At 65.7% G+C, this 18,852-nt stretch carries 18 protein-coding genes; 10 read left to right on the top strand and 8 right to left on the bottom strand.

Features of this window, described 5'->3' with window-relative positions:
- Positions 1–25: 25 nt before the first annotated feature.
- Genes A5724_RS25725 through A5724_RS25735 form a run of 3 tightly spaced genes read right to left on the bottom strand, consistent with a single transcriptional unit; the run spans position 26 to position 2,225 of the window.
- Positions 26–1,669 (bottom strand): S53 family peptidase, encoded by a 1,644-nt coding sequence (locus A5724_RS25725; protein WP_067808991.1) that lies wholly within the window; start codon positions 1,667–1,669, stop codon positions 26–28.
- Complete coding sequence (locus tag A5724_RS25730) at positions 1,626–1,922, bottom strand: hypothetical protein (protein ID WP_067808993.1); 297 nt, start codon at positions 1,920–1,922, stop codon at positions 1,626–1,628. Before A5724_RS25730 ends, A5724_RS25725 begins: the two co-directional genes overlap by 44 nt.
- Before the next feature lie 9 nt (positions 1,923–1,931).
- Entirely contained in the window at positions 1,932–2,225 is a 294-nt protein-coding gene (locus tag A5724_RS25735; RefSeq protein WP_067808995.1) for a hypothetical protein, read from the bottom strand.
- A gap of 275 nt (positions 2,226–2,500) precedes the next feature.
- Between A5724_RS25735 and A5724_RS25740 the strand changes: the two genes are divergently transcribed.
- The 5 genes from A5724_RS25740 to A5724_RS25760 are packed head-to-tail and all read left to right on the top strand — an operon-like array spanning position 2,501 to position 8,159.
- Complete coding sequence (locus A5724_RS25740; RefSeq protein WP_067808997.1) at positions 2,501–4,153, top strand: ABC transporter substrate-binding protein; 1,653 nt, start codon at positions 2,501–2,503, stop codon at positions 4,151–4,153.
- A gap of 7 nt (positions 4,154–4,160) precedes the next feature.
- Positions 4,161–5,198 carry an ABC transporter permease gene (locus A5724_RS25745; protein WP_067808999.1) on the top strand — a complete coding sequence of 346 codons (1,038 nt, stop codon included), beginning with the start codon at positions 4,161–4,163 and terminating at the stop codon, positions 5,196–5,198.
- Entirely contained in the window at positions 5,198–6,160 is a 963-nt protein-coding gene (locus A5724_RS25750) for an ABC transporter permease (RefSeq protein WP_067809001.1), read from the top strand. Before A5724_RS25745 ends, A5724_RS25750 begins: the two co-directional genes overlap by 1 nt.
- Positions 6,157–7,158, top strand: coding sequence for an ABC transporter ATP-binding protein (locus tag A5724_RS25755; protein ID WP_067809003.1), 1,002 nt, complete (start codon positions 6,157–6,159; stop codon positions 7,156–7,158). The genes A5724_RS25750 and A5724_RS25755 overlap by 4 nt, the downstream gene beginning before the upstream one ends.
- The gene (locus A5724_RS25760) at positions 7,155–8,159 is read left to right on the top strand and encodes an ABC transporter ATP-binding protein (RefSeq protein ID WP_067809005.1); all 1,005 of its coding nucleotides are present in this window, start codon (positions 7,155–7,157) and stop codon (positions 8,157–8,159) included. The genes A5724_RS25755 and A5724_RS25760 overlap by 4 nt, the downstream gene beginning before the upstream one ends.
- On the opposite strand, the gene A5724_RS25765 is transcribed toward A5724_RS25760, so the two are convergent.
- Positions 8,156–9,958, bottom strand: a complete 1,803-nt coding sequence (locus A5724_RS25765) for an Hsp70 family protein (RefSeq protein WP_067809007.1) — start codon at positions 9,956–9,958, stop codon at positions 8,156–8,158. The two genes, A5724_RS25760 and A5724_RS25765, sit on opposite strands and share 4 nt — an antisense overlap.
- Positions 9,959–10,366: 408 nt before the next feature.
- Between A5724_RS25765 and A5724_RS25770 the strand changes: the two genes are divergently transcribed.
- Both A5724_RS25770 and A5724_RS25775 read left to right on the top strand, forming a co-directional pair.
- Positions 10,367–11,872 (top strand): FAD-dependent oxidoreductase, encoded by a 1,506-nt coding sequence (locus tag A5724_RS25770; RefSeq protein ID WP_067809009.1) that lies wholly within the window; start codon positions 10,367–10,369, stop codon positions 11,870–11,872.
- Between the two features lie 9 nt (positions 11,873–11,881).
- A complete protein-coding gene (locus A5724_RS25775) occupies positions 11,882–12,340 on the top strand; it encodes a nuclear transport factor 2 family protein (protein WP_067809011.1) in 459 nt (152 codons plus the stop codon).
- Positions 12,341–12,343: 3 nt separating this feature from the next.
- On the opposite strand, the gene A5724_RS25780 is transcribed toward A5724_RS25775, so the two are convergent.
- A complete protein-coding gene (locus A5724_RS25780) occupies positions 12,344–12,997 on the bottom strand; it encodes a L,D-transpeptidase (protein ID WP_067809508.1) in 654 nt (217 codons plus the stop codon).
- Between the two features lie 87 nt (positions 12,998–13,084).
- Here A5724_RS25780 and A5724_RS25785 point away from each other — a divergent pair, with 87 nt between their 5' ends.
- The gene (locus A5724_RS25785; RefSeq protein ID WP_067809013.1) at positions 13,085–14,578 is read left to right on the top strand and encodes a bifunctional phosphatase PAP2/diacylglycerol kinase family protein; all 1,494 of its coding nucleotides are present in this window, start codon (positions 13,085–13,087) and stop codon (positions 14,576–14,578) included.
- On the opposite strand, the gene A5724_RS25790 is transcribed toward A5724_RS25785, so the two are convergent.
- Positions 14,532–15,140 (bottom strand): phosphatase PAP2 family protein, encoded by a 609-nt coding sequence (locus A5724_RS25790; protein WP_082965299.1) that lies wholly within the window; start codon positions 15,138–15,140, stop codon positions 14,532–14,534. The genes A5724_RS25785 and A5724_RS25790 overlap by 47 nt on opposite strands.
- 128 nt (positions 15,141–15,268) lie before the next feature.
- On the opposite strand from A5724_RS25790, the gene A5724_RS25795 reads away from it, so the two are divergent.
- Positions 15,269–15,751, top strand: a complete 483-nt coding sequence (locus tag A5724_RS25795; RefSeq protein ID WP_067809017.1) for a hypothetical protein — start codon at positions 15,269–15,271, stop codon at positions 15,749–15,751.
- A gap of 22 nt (positions 15,752–15,773) precedes the next feature.
- Here A5724_RS25795 and A5724_RS34775 read toward each other — a convergent pair whose 3' ends face one another.
- Positions 15,774–16,421 carry an HNH endonuclease signature motif containing protein gene (locus tag A5724_RS34775; protein ID WP_232004981.1) on the bottom strand — a complete coding sequence of 216 codons (648 nt, stop codon included), beginning with the start codon at positions 16,419–16,421 and terminating at the stop codon, positions 15,774–15,776.
- A complete protein-coding gene (locus A5724_RS34780) occupies positions 16,394–17,299 on the bottom strand; it encodes a DUF222 domain-containing protein (protein ID WP_232004982.1) in 906 nt (301 codons plus the stop codon). Before A5724_RS34780 ends, A5724_RS34775 begins: the two co-directional genes overlap by 28 nt.
- A 136-nt stretch (positions 17,300–17,435) precedes the next feature.
- Between A5724_RS34780 and A5724_RS25805 the strand changes: the two genes are divergently transcribed.
- Positions 17,436–18,806, top strand: a complete 1,371-nt coding sequence (locus A5724_RS25805) for a sulfatase (RefSeq protein WP_067809019.1) — start codon at positions 17,436–17,438, stop codon at positions 18,804–18,806.
- Positions 18,807–18,852 lie beyond the last annotated feature (46 nt).

Below are 18,852 nucleotides of genomic sequence, written 5' to 3' on the forward strand. Positions count from 1 at the left end.
TCCGCGTCGCAGACCGGGCAGTGCATCATCGCGGCGCGACGCCGCTCTGGATATCCAGCAGATCCCGGACCAGGTAGTCGACGTTGGGGCTGCCGAGACCCGTCACCATGTCGTATCCGGGCTGCGACAGGTCGACGGCGTTGCCGCCAAAACTGATGTCGCGGAACGCCGGCCGGTTCGCACCCGCGGCCACCCGGTAGAGCAGCGGGTTGATGTTGCCCAACTTTTGTCCGCCGTTGGCGACCAGGTACTGGTTCATCAACACCGTCAGCGCCGCCCAGATCGGTGCCGCCTGCGAGGTGCCCGCGCCGACCGCGTCCTGCTGGTTGAACACGATCCGCACACCGGTGAACGGGTCGGCGACGGCGGAGACGTCCGGGGCGAGGCGACGCTGCTTGATGTCGCGTTCCATCGAAAGGTCGCGCTGCCACGCGGGACGGTTGAACAGCGCCGACACGCCGCCGCTGGTGCCCTGGGACAGCGGCGAATCGACCCAGGCGCGTTCGCCCATCCAGCCGCCGTTCTGATCGGTCGACAGGGTGGTCCCGCCGACCGACGTCATCGCGGGCAGCGACGAAATCGCGTCCAGCCCAATATCATCCGCACCGGGTGGTGACGCCCACTCGTCACCGCCCTTGCATTCCAGGCCCGCCGTGTCGCCGCTGGCGTCGAACGCCGACGTGCCGTGCTTCTGCGCGGTGGCCAACGCGCCCTCAACCGGAGCCAGATCAGCGGCCTTCAGCAGTGCATCGCACCCCCAGCCGATCGACAGACTCCAAACCGCGCCGGGGAACTGCCGATCGACAGACTCGAACAACTGCCCGATCTTCTCGTATGCCCCGTCGCCTTCGACGGTAGGCCTGGCGTTGACCACCACCTTCGTCGCGCCGGGCGCAATGGCATGTGCGACTTCGAGGTCCATCACCGTCTCGGCGCCGGACGGTCCCGGCTGACCACCCACCAGTACGGGGGTGAACCGCGGCAGTCCCGACGAGTCCGCGAACGCATCGAGGTCTTTCTGGTCGTATCCGCTGAATTCGAAGAACACGATGGTCTCGCCCTTGCCGGTGAAGCCCGCGGCGGCAAGGGGGTTGGCGTTGTAGGCCTCCAGCAATGCCTTCGGACCCAAGCCGCCGGTGGGCACGTCCAGCGGCAGGACGCCCGGCGACGCCTCGCGGTGCGGGGTGTAGCCGAGGATGCGGCCCAGTTCGCTGACCACGCCGCGCACCGGTTCCGGCACCGCGGGCTGCTGCGGCGACGCGTAGAACACCTGCCCCTTGCGCCCGCGGTAGTCGTGCACCGGCACCCGCAACGCGCTCGCCACATCCTGAGCCGCACCCTCGATGACGGCCCATGCGTCGCCAGGCCGCCACCGCACCGACACGCGTTGTGCGCCAGCCCAGTCGAACAACGCGGCAGGCCGAACCGGGTCGGACAGCGCAGCAGTCAACTGCACGCTGCCGTCCCGGGACGGCCCGAGATCCGTTGAGCTGGTGAGCAACAACGCCATCGGACCGCGGATGCCCGGTTGCTGGTCAGGGATCCGCGTGTACACACCGGTGGCGAGCACGAGCACGCCCGCCGCAACTATCGCCAGCAGGCGGTGACGCACCTGAATCCGGCGCTTACGGAACGTTGTTGATACCGGGATGCTGGCCGGGCGGAACATTCGGTGCCGGGGTGGCCTGAACCGGCGGGGTGAACAGGTTGCCGCCCGTCGGGTCAATGCTCTTCTCAGACGGTGCCGACGGCGCTCCCGCTCCTGAGGTGGCGGTCGTCGCCGTCGTGGTGGTGGTCGTCGTCGTGTTTTCCGGCGCCTTCTCTTCTTCCTTGGCGCACGCGGCCGTCATAGCGCCCATTGCGACGATCGCCGACAGGCCGGCCACAGCGGCGAATCGGCGAGTCGGGAGGAATGACTTCATGTTGGGGTCCTATCCGTTGTTCCGGTGAACGCCGGGCGGCTCAGTTGGCGCCGGCGGCGCCTTCACCGGCGGCGTGAACAGGTTGCCCCCGGTCGGGTCGATGCTCTTCTCGCCAGTCGTCGGTGGTGGAGCGGTCGGAGGCGCCGTGGTTGCCGGTGCGGTAGTGGTCGTCGTCGTGGTTGTCGTGGTCTCGGGCGCCTTTTCTTCCTCCTTGGCGCACGACGCCGTCAGGCCCACCATGGTGATGATGGCCGCCCCTCCGGCAACAGCCGCAAGTCGACGAGACAAGCGGGAGAACTCCATCTTGATTCCTATCTATTGGCCCCGCAACTAGCCGATTTTTGACAACCGGCAGCCGCCGAGGAACTCGGCGTAGCCCTGCGGTGATCATGGCACAGTTAACTTCGCCCGGCTGAAATACCGAAAAATTGACGCTATCGGTGGGCCAAACGAACACAAGAAATGTTCGAAAACGCTCGACTTGCCGTCAGGAAATTTTCCTCCAAGATGGCATCTCAGCCGATGAAAAGGCGTACAGCTTTAGGGGAGTCACCCCACATGTGAGCCACAGGAGCGAGATGAACACACTGCGCAAAGTTGTCGCGATCGCCTGCATCACCCCGCTGGCAGCGTTCGGTGTCGCGGCGTGCGGCAGCGACAAAGGCGGCGGTGGCGGCGGTGGCGCTGGCGGCGGCGACATCAACATCGCGCTGACCTCGTTCCCCGACTATGTCGACCCGCAACTGTCCTACACGGTCGAGGGCTGGGAAGTGCTGTGGAACGTCTACACCCCGCTGCTGACCTACAAGCACGCCAAGGGCAAGGACGGCACCCAGGTGGTGCCGGCGCTGGCCGAGAAGATGCCCGACATCTCGCCCGACGGCAAGACGTACAAGCTCAAGCTACGGTCGAACATGAAGTACTCCGACGGAACGCCCATCAAGGCATCCGATTTCACCTACGGCATCCAGCGGCTGTTCAAGGCCGACTCCGGCGGTTCGGTGTTCTTGAAGGTCATAGTCGGCGCTCAGGACTACGCCGACGGTAAGGCGCAGACGATCAGCGGCATCAAGACCGACGACAACACCGGTGACATCACGATCGAATTGACCAAGCCGAACGGCACGTTCGAAAACGTGCTGGCGCTGATGTTCGCCGCACCGGTGCCGCCGACCACTCCGCTGGACAAGGACGCAACCAACAAGCCGCCGGCATCCAGCGGTCCGTTCATGATCACCAAGGTCGAAGCGCCGCGCACCATGACACTGGAGCGCAACCCGAACTTCAAGACCGTCAAGGATGCGGGAGCCACCGAAGTCGCCGACGCCAACGTCGACAAGATCACCATCGCCGAGAACAAGAACAACAGCGCGCAGGTCACCGACGTCGAACAGAACAAGGTCGATTTCATGCTCGACCCGCCCGCGTCGGACCGGCTCCAAGAGGTGAAGACCCGCTACGGCAACCGATTCCGCCTCGAAGACTCGATCAACACCTACTACTTCTGGATGAACACCCAGAAGGCCCCGTTCAACGACATCAGGGTGCGTCAGGCGATCAACTACGCCGTCGATCCGGAAGCGCTGAACCGGATCTTCGGTGGGCGTCTGCACCCGACGCAACAGATCCTGCCGCCGGGAATGCCCGGTTACCAGGAGTACAAGCTGTTCCAGGGGCCCGACATGAACAAGGCCAAGCAACTGATCGCAGAAGCGAATCCAGCGGACCGCGATATCACGGTGTGGACCGATGACGAGCCGGACCGCAAGCGGATCGGGGAGTACTACCACGACCTGCTCACCCAATTGGGCTTCAATGCAACGCTGAAGGTGATTGCGGGCGATGTCTACTGGACGACGATCGGCAACCAGTCGACGCCCGACCTGGACACCGGATTCGCCGACTGGTTCCAGGACTTCCCGCATCCGGACGACTTCTTCCGGCCGCTGCTGCACGGCGATTCCATCCTGCCCACGAACGGAAACAACTTCTCCCACGTCAACATCCCTGCCAACAACGCCAAGCAGGACGAGCTGCTGACGAAGCTGATCGGAGACGGCGGCGTCGAGGAGCAGTACGCGGCCCTGGACAAGGCGTACATGGAGCAGGCCGTGTGGGCGCCGTACGGCAACGAACAGTTCTCCACGTTCCTGTCCGAACGCATGGACTTCGATACGTCCTATCACCATCTGCTGTTCAACCAGGACTACACGTCGTTCAAGATCAAGTAGCCGGAAGATGGTCGCTACCGTAGGCGAACTGGAGATCCCAGGAGAACCGCCGCTTCCCACCGGTGTGCCCGCCTCGCAGATCCAGGGGCGCAGCCCCTGGTATCTGGCCTGGCTTCGGCTGCGGCGCAACAAGGTCGCGCTGTTCTGCGGCGGCGTCTTCGTGCTCATCGTGTTGTTCTGCCTGGCCGCACCGCTGTGGGCGCAACACGTCGCGCACACCGGCCCGAACGAGAACCACATCACCGAGAAGGTGCTGATCGACGGTCAGCCGACGAACGTGGTGGGCACTGACGGCACCCCGATCGGGCCCGGCCTGCACGGGCAGTATCTGCTCGGCGCGGACCAGAACGGTCGCGACGTGATGGTGCGACTGATGTACGGCGGGCGCACATCGATCTACATCGGCCTCGCGGCCGCCGCCGTCACCACGGTGCTGTCGGTGATCGTCGCTCTGCTCGCGGGCTACTACCGCGGCTGGATCGACTCGGTGCTGTCCCGGGTGATGGACGTGATCTGGGCCTTTCCGGTGCTGTTGCTCGGCATCGCGTTGGGCACCACGTTGGCCATCGGCGGTCTGAAGCTGGGCCCCCTTGCGATCGCCGGTGATTCGATCTGGATCCCGATTTTGATCATCGGCTTCGTGTACGTGCCGTACATGGCGAGACCGATCAGGGGCGAGATCCTGGCACTGCGGGAAAAGGAGTTCATCGAGGCCGCCGTCGCCCAGGGCAAGGGTCCGCTGCGGATCATGTTCTCCGAACTGCTTCCGAACGTCATCTCGACGATCATCGTGTTCTTCACGTTGAACATCGCCAACAACATGCTGCTCGAATCCGCCCTGTCGTTCCTCGGCGCTGGCGTCCGCCCCCCCAATGCGTCGTGGGGCACCATGATCGCTGACGGCTACGAAATGATCTACACCGCACCGCATCTGACGATCGTTCCCGGCTTGATGATCATCGCGACGGTGTTGTCGCTGAACGTGTTCGGCGACGGGCTGCGTGATGCACTTGATCCGCGCGCGAAAATCCGGCTGGAGCACTGATGGCTCGTTTCGTCGCCCGCCGATTGCTCGGCATGATCGCGGTGCTGTTCGCGATCTCGGTGATCGTGTTCCTGATCTTCAACGTGATTCCCAACTCCGACCCGGCGGCACGGATCGCGGGCAAGAACGCCGATCCGGCGTTGATCGCCAGGGTCAGTGCCGACCTCGGATTGGATCAGCCGCTGCCGATTCAGTACCTGACGATGATGAGGCAGATCTTCACCGGCCAGTTGATGTCGTACGCCAAGGACCGCAACGTCGTCCAGCAGATCTGGGACGGTGTGCCCGCGACGTTCTCGCTGTGCATCGGGGCGGCGGTGATCTGGATGGTGCTCGCGGTGATCTTCGGCTACATGAGCGCGGTACACGCGGGCAAGATCACCGACCGCGCGTTGACCATCCTGTCGCTGGTCGGGATCTCGATGCCGGTATTCTGGCTGGCCGCAATCCTGCTGTACTTCTTCACGTTCAAGGTGCAGGCGTTCCCGACCGGTGGATATGTGCCGCTGACCGACGATCCCGCGGAGTGGGCCTATCACCTGATCCTGCCCTGGCTCACGCTGGCCGTGCTCTACGTCGGGTTCTACAGTCGACTGCTGCGCTCCAACATGCTCGACGCGATGAACGAAGACTATGTGCGCACTGCGCGCGCCAAGGGGCTGTCCGAACGGCAGGTGCGGATCCGGCACGTGCTTCGCAACTCGATGATCCCGGTCGTCACGCTGTTCGGCCTCGACTTCGGCATGGTGGTCGGCGGCGGCGCCATCCTCACCGAAACGGTGTACAACCTCAACGGCGTCGGCCTGTATGCCGGTGAGGCCATCCGGAGCCTGGATCTGCCGCCGCTGATCGGCGTGACGCTGTTCGGCGCGTTCTTCATCGTGCTGTTCAACACGATCGTCGACATCGCATACGCGGTGCTCGATCCCCGAATCCGACTCGGAGAGGCGGCCCCAGCGTGAGCGCCATCCTCAAGGTGGACGATCTGCGGGTCAGCTTCGCCACCGAAGACGGTGTGGTGCAGGCCGTCGGCGGCGTCTCGTTCGAGCTACAGGCCGGTGAAGTACTGGCCATCGTCGGCGAATCGGGCTCCGGGAAAAGTGTTACGGCGCAGACGATCACGGGGTTGACACGGGCGCCCAACGCGCGGATCACCGGATCGGTCACCTACCACGACCGCGAACTCAACGGCCTCGACGACGACCAACTGCGGGACATCCGCGGCGGGCAGATCGCGATGGTGTTCCAGGACCCGATGTCGTCGTTGAACCCCGTCTACCGCGTCGGTGACCAGATCGCCGAGATGATCCGGGCACACCGCGACGTGTCGAAACGCGAAGCGGCAGAACGCGCGGTGGAACTGCTGCGGTCGGTGGGCATCCCCAACCCCGAACGCCGAGTCCGGCACTATCCGCACGAGTTCTCGGGCGGCATGCGGCAGCGCGTGATGATCGCAATGGCCCTCGCGCTCGAACCGGATGTGCTGATTGCCGACGAACCCACCACCGCACTGGACGTGACGGTGCAGGCGCAGATTCTGCGCCTGCTCGACCAACTCAACCGCGAGCGCGGCCTTGCCGTCATCCTGATCACCCACGACCTCGGGGTGGTCGCCGAGATCGCCGACCGGGTGCTGGTGATGTACGCCGGCCAGATTGTCGAGAACGCAACGCTTGACGAGACCTTCTACGACCCGCAACACCCCTACACGTGGGGACTGCTCGGTTCGCTGATGCGTCTGGACCAGACCCGCACCGACCGGTTGGCCCAGATTCCCGGACAGCCGCCGTCACTGCTGGCCCCGCCGACGGGATGCCGGTTCGCACCGCGCTGCCCACACGAGTTCGACAAGTGCGCAGAACACCCGACGTTGGAACCGCGGGCAGGTGGAATGCATCTCGACCGGTGCTGGCTGGACCCCGAAGACAAGAAAACGCTTCGGGCGCAGGTGATTTCATGAGCAAGGGCGATCTGCTGCTGGAGGTCAGCGACCTGGTCAAGCACTTCCCCATCAAGACCGGGGTGGTGGTGGACCGCGAAGTCGCCAGGGTGCGTGCAGTCGACGGTGTCAGTCTTTCGCTACGCGAGGGTGAAACACTCGGGCTGGTCGGCGAATCCGGATGCGGCAAATCAACGCTGTGCCGGGCGATCCTGCAACTGACACACCCCACGTCAGGGTCGGTGCGGTTCCTCGGCGAGGAGTTGGTGGGCCGGTCGCGGCGTGACCTGCGCCCGCTGCGCAGGCAGATGCAGATGATCTTCCAAGACCCGTTCGCATCGCTGAATCCACGCAAGCGGGTCGGCCAGATCATCGGCGATCCGCTGGAATTGCACGGCATCGCCACGGGCGCCGCGTTGAAACGCCGGGTGCAGGAACTGCTCGACCGGGTCGGTCTGTCCCCCGAGCACTACAACCGATACCCACACGAATTCTCCGGCGGCCAGCGGCAACGCATCGGTATCGCAAGGGCGTTGGCGCTGCAGCCCAAGTTCATCGTCGCCGACGAACCGGTGTCGGCACTCGACGTGTCCGTGCAGGCGCAGATCATCAACCTGCTCAAGGAGCTCCAGGACGAATTCGGCCTGTCCTACTTGTTCGTCGCCCACGACCTCGGCGTGGTCCGGCACGTATCCGATCGCGTCGCAGTGATGTACCTGGGCAAGGTCGTCGAGAACTCGGAGACCGAGGACCTGTACCGCAAACCGATTCACCCGTACACGAACGCGCTGCTGTCGGCGGTGCCGATCCCCGATCCGAAACTCAACGCCGCACGCGAGCGCCTCGTGCTGCAGGGCGATGTGCCGAGCCCGATCGATCCGCCACCGGGATGCAGCTTCCACACCCGCTGCCCGTGGGCCACTGAGGTCTGCACCACCGACGAACCCGCTCTGCTCGAACATGCCGCGGCACACGTCGCCGCCTGCCACCATCCGCGTAACGTCGAAAAGGCTGCCGTCTAAGGGAATTGCGGAGGCTGCAGGTACTGCGGTTCCTGTGGATAGGGATACGGCTGCTGGTACGGCGGCGGCTGGTATTCCGGCGCCTGCGTCTGCGGCACCTGGATAGGGATCGGAACCGGCACGAACGGCACCTTGATGTACGACGTGGTCATCGGCACGGTCGTGGTGGTTGTCGTGGTTGTTGTCGTCGTGGTCGTGGTGGTGGTCGTCGTCGGCGACGTGGTGGTGGTCGTGGTTGTCGTCGGCGGGGTTGTCGTGGTGGTGAAGTGCGTCGTCGTCGTCACCGGCGGCACATACGTCGTGGTGGACGGCGGTGGTGGCGGCGCCTCGCTGGTCACCGTGACGGTCTCGACCGGCGGCGGAGTCGACGGCGGTGGTGCGGCACTGGTGGGCGGTGGTGGCGGCGGAGCCGAGGTGGCGGTTTTCGGCGGATCGGTGGCCTTGGTGGCGTCACTGGCGCTGGTCAGCGCCACTGCGACCCCACCGACGGCTATCACCGCGACCACGGCGGCCAGCCCAAAGATCAACTGCGGCAGTCGGTTCCAGCTGCTGCGCTGCTCTTCGATGGGTTCGGTGGGCGGTACGTACTGCACCTGCGGACGCGCACCGGTGGTCGGTGGGTCGTAGACATCGCCGGTGTAGGGCACCACATCGTCGGTGCTGTCGTCGTCCTGCGACCATGCCAGCGCGCGGAATGTCGACGACGCTGGCGCATCGAGCGCAGCGGTGACCTCCGCGGGAATGCCAGGCGCCATCCCGGTCTGCAGGTCGGACTCGGCGCCGTAGGCGGCGATGAGCGCGGCCCCGACCGCGGCGTCGAGCGCCGGTTGCGGTGTCGCCACGACCTGCGCCCGCGAATGCTCGGACAGCCTTTGCGTGATCATCGGGATGCTGGCACCGCCACCGACGGTGACCACCGCCGACACGTCGGACCAGCCGATCCCGTTGCGCTCCAAGGCGTTATCCAGAGCGGCGAGCGCACCGGCCAGCGGTTCGGCGATCAGGCTCTCCAGTTCCGAGCGCGTCACCCGCACACCCGACCGGTACCCCGGCAGGTCGGCGATCAGTGAGGTCACCGTGTCGGCGGACAGTCGTTCTTTGGCGCCGCGGCACTCCTCGCGCAACCGGGTCAGCGAACCGACCGCGGCGGTGGCTGCGGGGTCGATGCCGCCCGCGGCCGTGATGCCCGCCAGCACATGGTTCAACAGCGCCTGGTCGATCTGATCACCGGAAAAGTCGGCATAGCGGATGGTGTCCTCGATCGGTACGAACCCCGCCGCCGCGTCCGCCAGCGTGATGCTGGTGCCGCCGCCGCCGAAATCGAGCAGCGCCACCACGCCGTTGGGACTCAGGCCCAGGTTGGCGTGCAGGGCGGTCAGCGACGCCACGGCGTCCGAGACCAACCGGGCAGGCACACCGTTGGGCGCCAACGTCGAGTTGGCCCGCAGCGCGTTGCGCAGCGCCCACATCGTCGACGTGCCCCAGTGCGCCGGGACGGCGATCGCGGTCTGCGGCGACGGTTGGCCGCCGGTGGCCACCACCATCGCCTGCAGGGCGTCGACCAGTAGCGAATCGGCGGAATGCGACGACCCGTCGGGCGCGACCAGTGGCACCCGGTCGCCGACCCGTTCCACGAACCCGCTCAGCACGATGCCGCCGGCGTGCGCTGACGGCACGCCGACTTCGGGCGCGGCATTGCCGAACACGGTCAACACCGAGCGCCTGATCACTGGTTGATTGCCGACTAGTGTCGCGACCAGGTTGGTCGTCCCGATCGACAACCCCAACGGGTCGCTCATAACGGAGGACACCATAGCGGGCCGACAACCCCAATTTCTTTAGACACTCCGCTTTTTGGGCTGCTTTGCCAGCTGGTTGGAGTCAACCGCATAGCTGCAGCACAGGATTCGATGTTCGCGTTTACCGCGTGAAAACATTGGCGCGCTGTGCAGCAACGACATTCATCGTCGCGGCCGGACTTGGATTGACAGGTGTTTCAGCGGCGACGGTCGCGTCCGCTCAAATCGGAGAGTTCCCGAGCTACCACTGGTGCCCAGGTGAATTCTGCATCCGGAATGGGGCTTCAACTTCGACTGGAACACCCGCCACGCCGACCACCATCGCGACAGCGACGGAGACAACCACAACAACGACTTCTGAGGGCTGACCCGGGTTTCGTCCTTGCTGGCCTGGGTACAGCTTTGGCCATGAGTTCACTGTGGCTTGCCGACCGCATCGAGAAGCCCCAACAGCCCAATCCACTGGTCGAGGAGAACCGGAAAGTGGACGTCGCGGTGGTTGGCGCCGGGATCACTGGCCTGATCACGGCGGTGCTGCTGGCCAGGGCCGGCAAGGACGTCCTGGTACTCGAGGCACACACCGCCGGGGCCGGTGCGACCGGCAACACGACCGCGAAGATCAGTCTGTTGCAGGGCACCAAGATGTCGAAGATCGTCGGCAAGCACGGAGCGAAGACCGCGCAACAGTACGTCGACGGCAACCGTGAGGGCCAGGAGTGGCTGATCGCCCACTGCGAGGCGCACGGCATCTCGGTGCAGCGCGAAGACGCCTACACCTATGCGCAGTCGGAGAAGGGTGTGCCGTCGGTGCGCCAGGAGTTGGACGCCTGCAAGGCGGCCGGCCTCGACGTCCAGTGGGTGGACGAAGCCGACGTGCCGTTCGCGTTCGCGGGCGGTGTCCGGCTTGCCCACCAAGCGCAGTTCGACCCGATGCCGCTATTGGACAGCCTGATCGTCGAACTCGAAGAACGAGGCGGCAGACTCGCGCAAGGCGTTCGGGTGCAAAAGGTTTCGGGTCAGGGTGATGGCCTGGCGTTGAACGTACGCACTTCTGACGGTGGCGAGTTCGACGTACTCGCCAAGCAGTGCGTGCTGGCGACGGGCATCCCGATCCTCGACCGTGGCGGGTTCTTCGCCCGGCTCAAGCCGAGCAGGTCGTACTGCATGGCGTACAAGGTGCCGGGCAACATCACGCGTGGCATGTACATCTCGGCGGATTCGCCGACCCGCTCGGTGCGTTACGCGCCCACCGCTGACGGCGATCGGCTGATCGTCGGTGGTGCGGGGCATCCCGTCGGCCATCAGAAGAGTCCGGCCTGCTCGGTGCAGGAACTCGACGCATGGGCCAAGAAGACGTACCCGGGAGCCATGCAGACCCACTACTGGTCGGCACAGGACTACACCCCGATCGACGAATTGCCGTACGTGGGCCCGATCCTGCCCGGCAACGACAACATCTTCGTCGCAACGGGTTTCGACAAATGGGGGATGACCAACGGCACGGCCGCGGCGCTGGCGTTGTCCAGCATCATCCTGGGCGGACGGATGGATTGGGCCCAGGCGTTCGCCAGTTGGAGCCCGCACGAGTTGTCGGGCATCCCCAAGGCGATGCAACTGAACATGGAAGTGGGGCTGTATCTGGCCAGGGGTTGGCTCACTCCGGTGACGCGCATCGGCAACCGCACGCCGGACAGCGGTGGTGTCGTCAGCGGCCCGCCATGGGATTTGGAGGCCCGCAGCGTCGTCGACGGCGTCGAGCATCGGGTGTCGCCGGTGTGCCCGCACCTCGGCGGGATCGTCAACTGGAACGACGCCGACCAGTCGTGGGAATGCCCGCTGCACGGGTCACGCTTCGCACCAGACGGCACGTTGCTCGAGGGACCTGCGACGCGGAATCTGACCGCTGCTCAGTAGCCTGTCGCCATGGGCGACATCGAGGAGATCCAGCAAGTCAAGTACCGGTACCTGCGCGCGCTGGACACCAAGCACTGGGACGACTTTGCCGACGCGCTGACCGAGGACATCATCGGTGACTACGACGCCTCGATCGGCGAGTCACACCACTTCACCGACCGGGACTCACTCGTCGAGTTCATGCGGACCTCGATGCCCGCCAACATCATCACCGAGCACCGCGTCACCCACCCCGAGATCACCGTCGACGGAGACGAGGCGTCAGGCACGTGGTACCTGCAGGACCGGGTGATCGTGCCGGACTTCAACTTCATGTTGATCGGCGCCGCGTTCTACCACGACCAGTACCGCAGGACCGCGGGCGGATGGAAGATCAGCAAGACCGGTTACGACCGGACCTACGACGCCACCATGTCGACCGAGAACCTCAATTTCAAGTTGAAAACCGGTCGTGCGCTTGACATTTGATCGCTACTCGCTGATCGCGATCAGCGCGCCTGGCTGAAGCCAGCGGATGATCTCCACCAGCGTGCCGTCGTCGATGGACACACAGCCCGCGGTGGGACCTCCGTCGGTGCTGTGCAGGAAGAACGCACCGCCGTTGCCGGGCACCCTGGCCTTGTTGACACCCATCACGACAGCATGCTTGTACTGCGGGATGTCGAGGTTCTCGGTGCCACTGGCGGGCGCCGTGTCGAACGGGCAGTCCTGCTTCTTGCAGACCTGCATGGTGTTGTAGGTCGGGCTCTTCATATCGCCGTCCCACCAGTGATCCGGCGTCACCTGGACGTATTGCAGGCCGCCGCCCGGATTGGCCGCGGTACCGAACGCGAAGTCGAGCGTGTAGATGCCGAGCGGGGTTTTCATCTGGCCGTCATGGGTCTGGGGTGCGAATCCGTTCGCGCCGACGTGCGCGGGGATGCCCGCGCGCAGCGGCTGCCACCCGTTCGGACCGCGTTGGAAGACATCCAGCTTCGCTGACGAACCGCCCGCTCCCACAACGGAAATCACCTGGGTCGCGTTGCCCACCTGCGGGGCGAACCACGGCGTGTACTCGGCCAGCGCCACGGGCGCCGCGGTCAGATAGACGGCTCCCGCGCACAGCAGAGCCAGCAGTCGGCGCACGTCCTCCATGGTCAGTGGTGCCACAGCTAGGGTCAAGTCAAGGTTCAGACACGATTGAGAACGCCGAGATGGGGCTAAGTAGAGATCATGAGCTTGCTGCCCGTGCGTGGGCGCCTACAAGGGGTCCGGCAGATCGGACAGGGTCTGGGGACCTTGGACCGCGAGGTTTTCGAGGCGATCGCCGAGTCGCCGAGTCCGCTGTTGGACGCCACCATGCCCAGGCTGACCAGGGCGGCCGACCACTCCAAACTGTGGTTCGCCCTCGCGGTGCTGCTCGGGGCGCTCGGCGGCCCGTCGGCCAGGCGCGGCGCGACGCGCGGAGTGGTGTCGTTGGCGTTGACCAGTCTGGTGACCAATCAGGTGGCCAAGCGGGTTTGGGTACGGCCGAGGCCGAACCGGCTGACGGTGCCCCTCGCCAGGCGTGGCTGGCGGTCGCCGACGTCGAACTCGCTGCCGTCGGGCCACTCGGCGAGCGCGGCGGCGTTCGCGGTCGGAGTCGGTCTGGAGAGCCCGCCGCTGGGTTTGGGCATGGCGTTGCTTGCGGGTCTGGTCGGGCTGTCCCGGGTGGCGACGGGGGCGCACTATCCGGGCGACGTGTTCGCGGGGTTCGGTATCGGCGCAGGCATCGCGGTGCTGGGCGGGCGGGTGGTGCCGCCGGTAGTGGTCACCAAGATCCCGGCGGCCGATCCGCTGCGGGTCGCCACACCGGAACGGCCAGACGGCGCCGGTGTGGTGTTGGTGGTGAATCCGGCATCGGGCGGCGGCTCCGGCGCGAAGATCATTGACGAGGTCCGAGAGTCGTTGCCGCAGACCGAAATCGTCGAACTCGGTGAGGGCGACGATGTGGAGGAAGTGCTGCGCAAGGCCGCGGAGCGCGCCGAAGTGCTCGCGGTCGGCGGCGGCGACGGGACGGTGGCGTGCGCGGCGAGTGTGTCGTTGCAGGCGGGGATCCCGCTGGCGGTGTTTCCCTGCGGCACGTTCAACCACTTCGCCAAGGACATCGGCTGCGACACCGTCGGCAAGACCGTCGATGCGTTGCAGCGCGGCAGCGTGGGGTGCGTCGACTTGGTGTGCCTGAACGAGGGGCACATGGTGATCAACACCGCCAGCATCGGCGCGTATCCGACGTTCGTGCAGACGCGCGAAAAGCTCGAGCACAAGATCGGGAAGCCGCTTGCGGGGTTGTACGCAATGCTGCACACGCTTCGGCACGACCAGCCGGTGCGCATCGCCTACGACAACAAGGAACTGCAGACTTCGCTGTTCTTCCTTGGCAACTCGACGTATCTGCCGTCCGGTTTCGCGCCGTCGCGACGCACCCGGATGGACGACGGGCTGCTGGACGTCCGGATCCTGGAGACCGGCCGACGGTTGAGCAGGACACGCATCCTCGTCGCGCTGGCGCTGGGCCGGTTGGAACGCAGCCCGCTCTACCACGAGCTTCGGGTGCCGGAGTTCAGCTTCAAAGCCGTCGACGGGCCGACCGTGCTGGCCCGCGACGGTGAAGTCGGCACGGAGGTCAGCGAGGCATCGTTCAGCGCGAAGTACCGAGCGCTGCCGGTGTTTCGTCCGTTACCGTGACGGGCCGCGTCGGCGGCACCACGAGCAGGCACGCGACGAAATAGGCGTAGCCGAGCGCCCATCCGGCGACGACGTCGGACAGGTGATGAACGTTGAGCACCACCCTGCCCACTCCGATCATGATGGCGATGACGGCGCCCAGCGCGATCAGCCAGCCGCGCGCCTGGGGGCGCACGATGGGCAGCACGATCGTCAACAACGCCAGCACCCCGACCGTCACGCCGAGCGCGTGCCCGGAAGGGAACGACGTCGAGAGCGCGTGCACCAACGCCGTCGACGGACGGGGCCGATTCGCCGCGAGTTTGGCGATCTCGGTGAGCAGCCCGGACAGCTCGACGCTGATCAACAGGAACATCGCGACACGCACGTTGCGACGCGTCAGCGCGAAGACGATCCACACCAACGCGACGAGGCGGAAGGCCGTCGGGCCCAGCACAGTGCAGAACAGGTTCCACGCGGTCACCCAGCCGGGATGTCCGAGCGCATAGTCGTGGCCGACGCTCAGCGTCGAGGAGTCGATGGCCGCGAGCCAACCCCAGTTCAGCACAAAGCCGACCCACATCAGGACGAACACCGCGACGCCCAGCACCGCCGATGCGATCAACCAGTTGTTACGCGGTGTCCCCACCCTTCCAGCTGTACCACCTGGACAATCTGCCACGCTGCGAACTGCCAGTAGGGTTGCTGACCATGGCTGTCTTTCTGCGAAAGATGCTGGGGATTGGCAAGCTGCCCGACGATGTCCGCGCCGAACTCCAGGCCGAGGGCATCCTTCACATCGCCGAGTTCATTCCCGTCACGCGGCGGTTCACCGGGCGGGTGCCCGGCATGCGGTCCAAGGGCAGCATCTCGAGCTACGTCGGCTCGCTGGTGCTGACCAATCAGCGGGTACTCGGCACATTGTCGTCGGTGCCGAAGTTGGCGGGCCGCACCATAGATCAGCGCTGGGACGCCCCACAGCAGGGCAGTGTGAAAGCCGAGTTGTCCGCGATGGGTCTCGTGCTCGACGTCGACGTCGCCGAAGTCGACGCGCGCTGCTCCGGTCACCTGTCGCTGCATTACAAGGAGCCGCTGCCCGAGGACCTGCTCATGCGGCTACCCCGCCGATCGCTCGCGTTCGATGTGCCGCCCGAGTACGTCTTCCGCGCGGTGGGCGTGCCCTACCACCCGTAGGTTGCCCTGAATCCGTTGAGCTTTAGAAGGGTGGGGGTTTGCTGCGTTCGGCGATGTGGGTGTCGTTGAGGCGGCGTTCGGCGTCGATGCTGCGTTGCCGGTAGTGCTCGCGGGTGTGTGTCCGACGCGGCATCATCAGACCCGAGGCCGCCGGCGGTGTGTCGGCGGGCGCGGCGACCGGCGCGGTCGGTGCGCACAGTTGCGGAAACAGCAACCAGCTGCCCGGATAGGTGGTGTAGGTCCGCCCGCTGGGTGCGCTCCAGATCAGGGTGCCGTCGGGCAACTGTCGCGCCGACCAGCCCCAGAAAGTCTTGAGCAGATGGTGTTTTCGACACAGGCATGCCAGGTTCGACGCGCACGTCGGCCCTACCGGATAGGCGATCGTATGGTCCAAGTCGCAGTGGTAGGCCGGTTCCTCACAACCCGGGAAACGACACGTCATATCGCGACACCGGACGAACTCAGCCAGCGCCCGCGACGGGGTGTAGCGCGGTTCCGGTGGCGCGTCACCGGGGTGAATCAGCGGCCGAATGACCGCGGTGTCGGCCAGTTTGGCTGCCAGCAGTGGGGCGGGCACGATCCCGCCGCCGATGATCGCTGCCGGGTTGGTGTGCGCCGGTCCGGGCATCGGTTCGGGGGCGCTCAGCTCGGCGATCGTGCGTTCCCGCACGGCTTATCCGAGTCGAACAGCGGTGGTGTCTGCCCGTCGAGTTGCACTGGGGTGTCATCGTCGAGGCTGGCCTGCTCGGCGATCACATGAATCACTGCCCCACCCGACGCCGGGGCCGCGGGGGCGGTGGCGGCGAGGCAGTGCGGGTCACCACACTCACAGGCCAGTCGGTCGGAATAATTGGCGATCGCGCCCATGGCATCCGAGCGCAACTGATCGACGGTGCGCGGATCGTTGGCGCAGACTCCACGAATCAGGGTGCGCAGCCGTGCGTTGAGTGCGGCGCTGTGCGGGGCTAGCAGCGTGCCCTCGATGGTGTCGACGCCGCTGCCGTCATCGCTGACCACGATGTCCAAATGCCGGCCACGGGCGCTGCGCTCGGCGCGCCGCACCGCGCCGGGATCGAAGCGTTCGATCAAGGCGTCGATGGCGGTCTGCGTGTTGGCCACCGACAAACGGGTCCAACTCTCGGCTTCGGCAGCGATCGCGGCGTCCAGCGCCGCACGGGCGTCGGGGTCGCGCACCAATTGGGTGCGCGTCACGATCGCGGCCACCAGCCGATAAGACAGCGCCCCGGTGGCGAACACCGCCGCCAGCCGCGACAGCCGCTCACGCAGCGCCATCGCCACCAACAACTGATGCGAGGCGACCCCGTGCGAGACGTTCTGCTCAGCGGCTACCTCGGCGGCCACCGCATCCCAATTGTCCAGACACCACTGATCCCGCTCGGCCGACCCGTCGGCGGACAACCGCGCTTCCAGCATGTCGGCGCTGGCCGCCAGCCGGCGGGCACACGCGGCGTTTTCCACTCGCGCCCACGCCCCCACCGCGCCGGCACCCGAGAGACCCGCGGTAGCCGCCACCAACGAATCGAACATAGGTTCGACACTATTCAGCCAACCGACGGATCCGCCACCACCATGGCTCGAGCTGTGGATAACTTCGTCGGTGAGCCAAAGGGTTGCCGAATCGCGGTGCGCCCTGTTTCGGTGGACCGACGGAAAGGGAGAGGCTGTGACCGCAAGACGGGACAACGTACTGCTCGTGCACTGGCACGACCTCGGCCGCTACCTCGGCGCCTACGGCCACACCGACGTGTCCAGTCCGCACCTGGATCAACTCGCCGCGGAAGGCATCCTGTTCACCCGCGCACACGCGACCGCGCCGCTGTGCTCGCCGTCGCGCGGATCGCTGTTCACGGGCCGCTACCCGCAGAGCAACGGCCTGGTCGGCCTCGCGCACCACGGCTGGGAGTATCGCGCGGGTGTCCGCACGCTGCCGCACTACATGTCCGAATCCGGGTGGTATACAGCATTATTCGGTATGCAGCACGAGACGTCCTATCCCGCCAAGCTCGGCTACGACGAGTTCGACGTATCCAACTCCTACTGCGAGTACGTCGTCGAGCACGCCACCGAATGGCTCACCAACGCACCGCGGCAGCCATTCCTTCTCACCGCCGGCTTCTTCGAGACACACCGGCCGTATCCTCGTGACCGCTATCAGCCCGCCGACGCTGACGACGTCACGGTGCCCGACTACCTGCCCGATGCCGGCGACATCCGCCAGGACCTCGCCGAGTTCTACGGTGCGATCTCCGTCGCCGACGCCGCAGTGGGCAGACTGCTCGACACGCTGGACCAGACGGGACTGGCGGAGTCGACGTGGGTCGTCTTCATCACCGATCACGGCCCTGCACTACCGCGCGCGAAGTCGACGCTCTACGACGCGGGGACCGGTATCGCGTTGATCGTGCGGCCACCCCGAACCGCAGCCATCGAGGCTCAGATCTACGACGAGCTGTTCAGCGGGGTCGATCTGCTGCCGACGCTTCTGGAACTGCTCGGCGTCGACATTCCTGCCGACGTCGAGGGCCTGTCGCATGCCCGCAGCCTGCGCACCGTGGATACCGCCCCGGTCCGCTCCGAGGTCTACACCACGAAGACCTATCACGACTCCTTCGACCCTATCCGCGCCATCCGGACGAAGGAGTACAGCTATATCGAGAACTACGCGGAGCGTGCACTACTCGACCTGCCCTGGGACATCGCCGAAAGTGCACCCGGCCGGATCATGGAACCGCTGGTGCACACGCCGCGGCCCAAGCGCGAACTCTACGACCTCGTCGAGGATCCGGCCGAGTCGCACAACCTGCTGGAGGCCGACGTCTCGGACAAGACCGAGGCCATCGCGAACGACCTCGCGCTGCTCCTCGACGATTGGCGTCACAAGACCAACGACGTCATCCCGTCCGACTTCGCGGGCACTCGAATCGCCGAGCGCTACGCCGAAACCTACCTCCGCATTCACGGCCTTGCGGTCACCAGCCGATCGGCGATCGCGTCCGAACGCGGTGTTGAGGAGGACCATCGCAGCGGTCCATAGATTTACTCATTGTGATCGCAATCATCAATGCTGCCAGGCGATTTGA

It is taken from the genome of Mycobacterium sp. ACS1612, assembly GCF_001667505.1.
In the GTDB taxonomy this organism is placed as follows: Bacteria; Actinomycetota; Actinomycetes; order Mycobacteriales; family Mycobacteriaceae; genus Mycobacterium.

Bases quoted from the DNA above. Each gene is read 5' to 3' on its own strand.
- A5724_RS25725 (WP_067808991.1), bottom strand. From the start codon at position 1,669: ATGTTCCGCCCGGCCAGCATCCCGGTATCAACAACGTTCCGTAAGCGC.
- A5724_RS25730 (WP_067808993.1), bottom strand. From the start codon at position 1,922: ATGAAGTCATTCCTCCCGACTCGCCGATTCGCCGCTGTGGCCGGCCTG.
- A5724_RS25735 (WP_067808995.1), bottom strand. From the start codon at position 2,225: ATGGAGTTCTCCCGCTTGTCTCGTCGACTTGCGGCTGTTGCCGGAGGG.
- A5724_RS25740 (WP_067808997.1), top strand. From the start codon at position 2,501: ATGAACACACTGCGCAAAGTTGTCGCGATCGCCTGCATCACCCCGCTG.
- A5724_RS25745 (WP_067808999.1), top strand. From the start codon at position 4,161: ATGGTCGCTACCGTAGGCGAACTGGAGATCCCAGGAGAACCGCCGCTT.
- A5724_RS25750 (WP_067809001.1), top strand. From the start codon at position 5,198: ATGGCTCGTTTCGTCGCCCGCCGATTGCTCGGCATGATCGCGGTGCTG.
- A5724_RS25760 (WP_067809005.1), top strand. From the start codon at position 7,155: ATGAGCAAGGGCGATCTGCTGCTGGAGGTCAGCGACCTGGTCAAGCAC.
- A5724_RS25765 (WP_067809007.1), bottom strand. From the start codon at position 9,958: ATGAGCGACCCGTTGGGGTTGTCGATCGGGACGACCAACCTGGTCGCG.
- A5724_RS25770 (WP_067809009.1), top strand. From the start codon at position 10,367: ATGAGTTCACTGTGGCTTGCCGACCGCATCGAGAAGCCCCAACAGCCC.
- A5724_RS25775 (WP_067809011.1), top strand. From the start codon at position 11,882: ATGGGCGACATCGAGGAGATCCAGCAAGTCAAGTACCGGTACCTGCGC.
- A5724_RS25785 (WP_067809013.1), top strand. From the start codon at position 13,085: ATGAGCTTGCTGCCCGTGCGTGGGCGCCTACAAGGGGTCCGGCAGATC.
- A5724_RS25790 (WP_082965299.1), bottom strand. From the start codon at position 15,140: ATGTGGGTCGGCTTTGTGCTGAACTGGGGTTGGCTCGCGGCCATCGAC.
- A5724_RS25795 (WP_067809017.1), top strand. From the start codon at position 15,269: ATGGCTGTCTTTCTGCGAAAGATGCTGGGGATTGGCAAGCTGCCCGAC.
- A5724_RS34780 (WP_232004982.1), bottom strand. From the start codon at position 17,299: ATGTTCGATTCGTTGGTGGCGGCTACCGCGGGTCTCTCGGGTGCCGGC.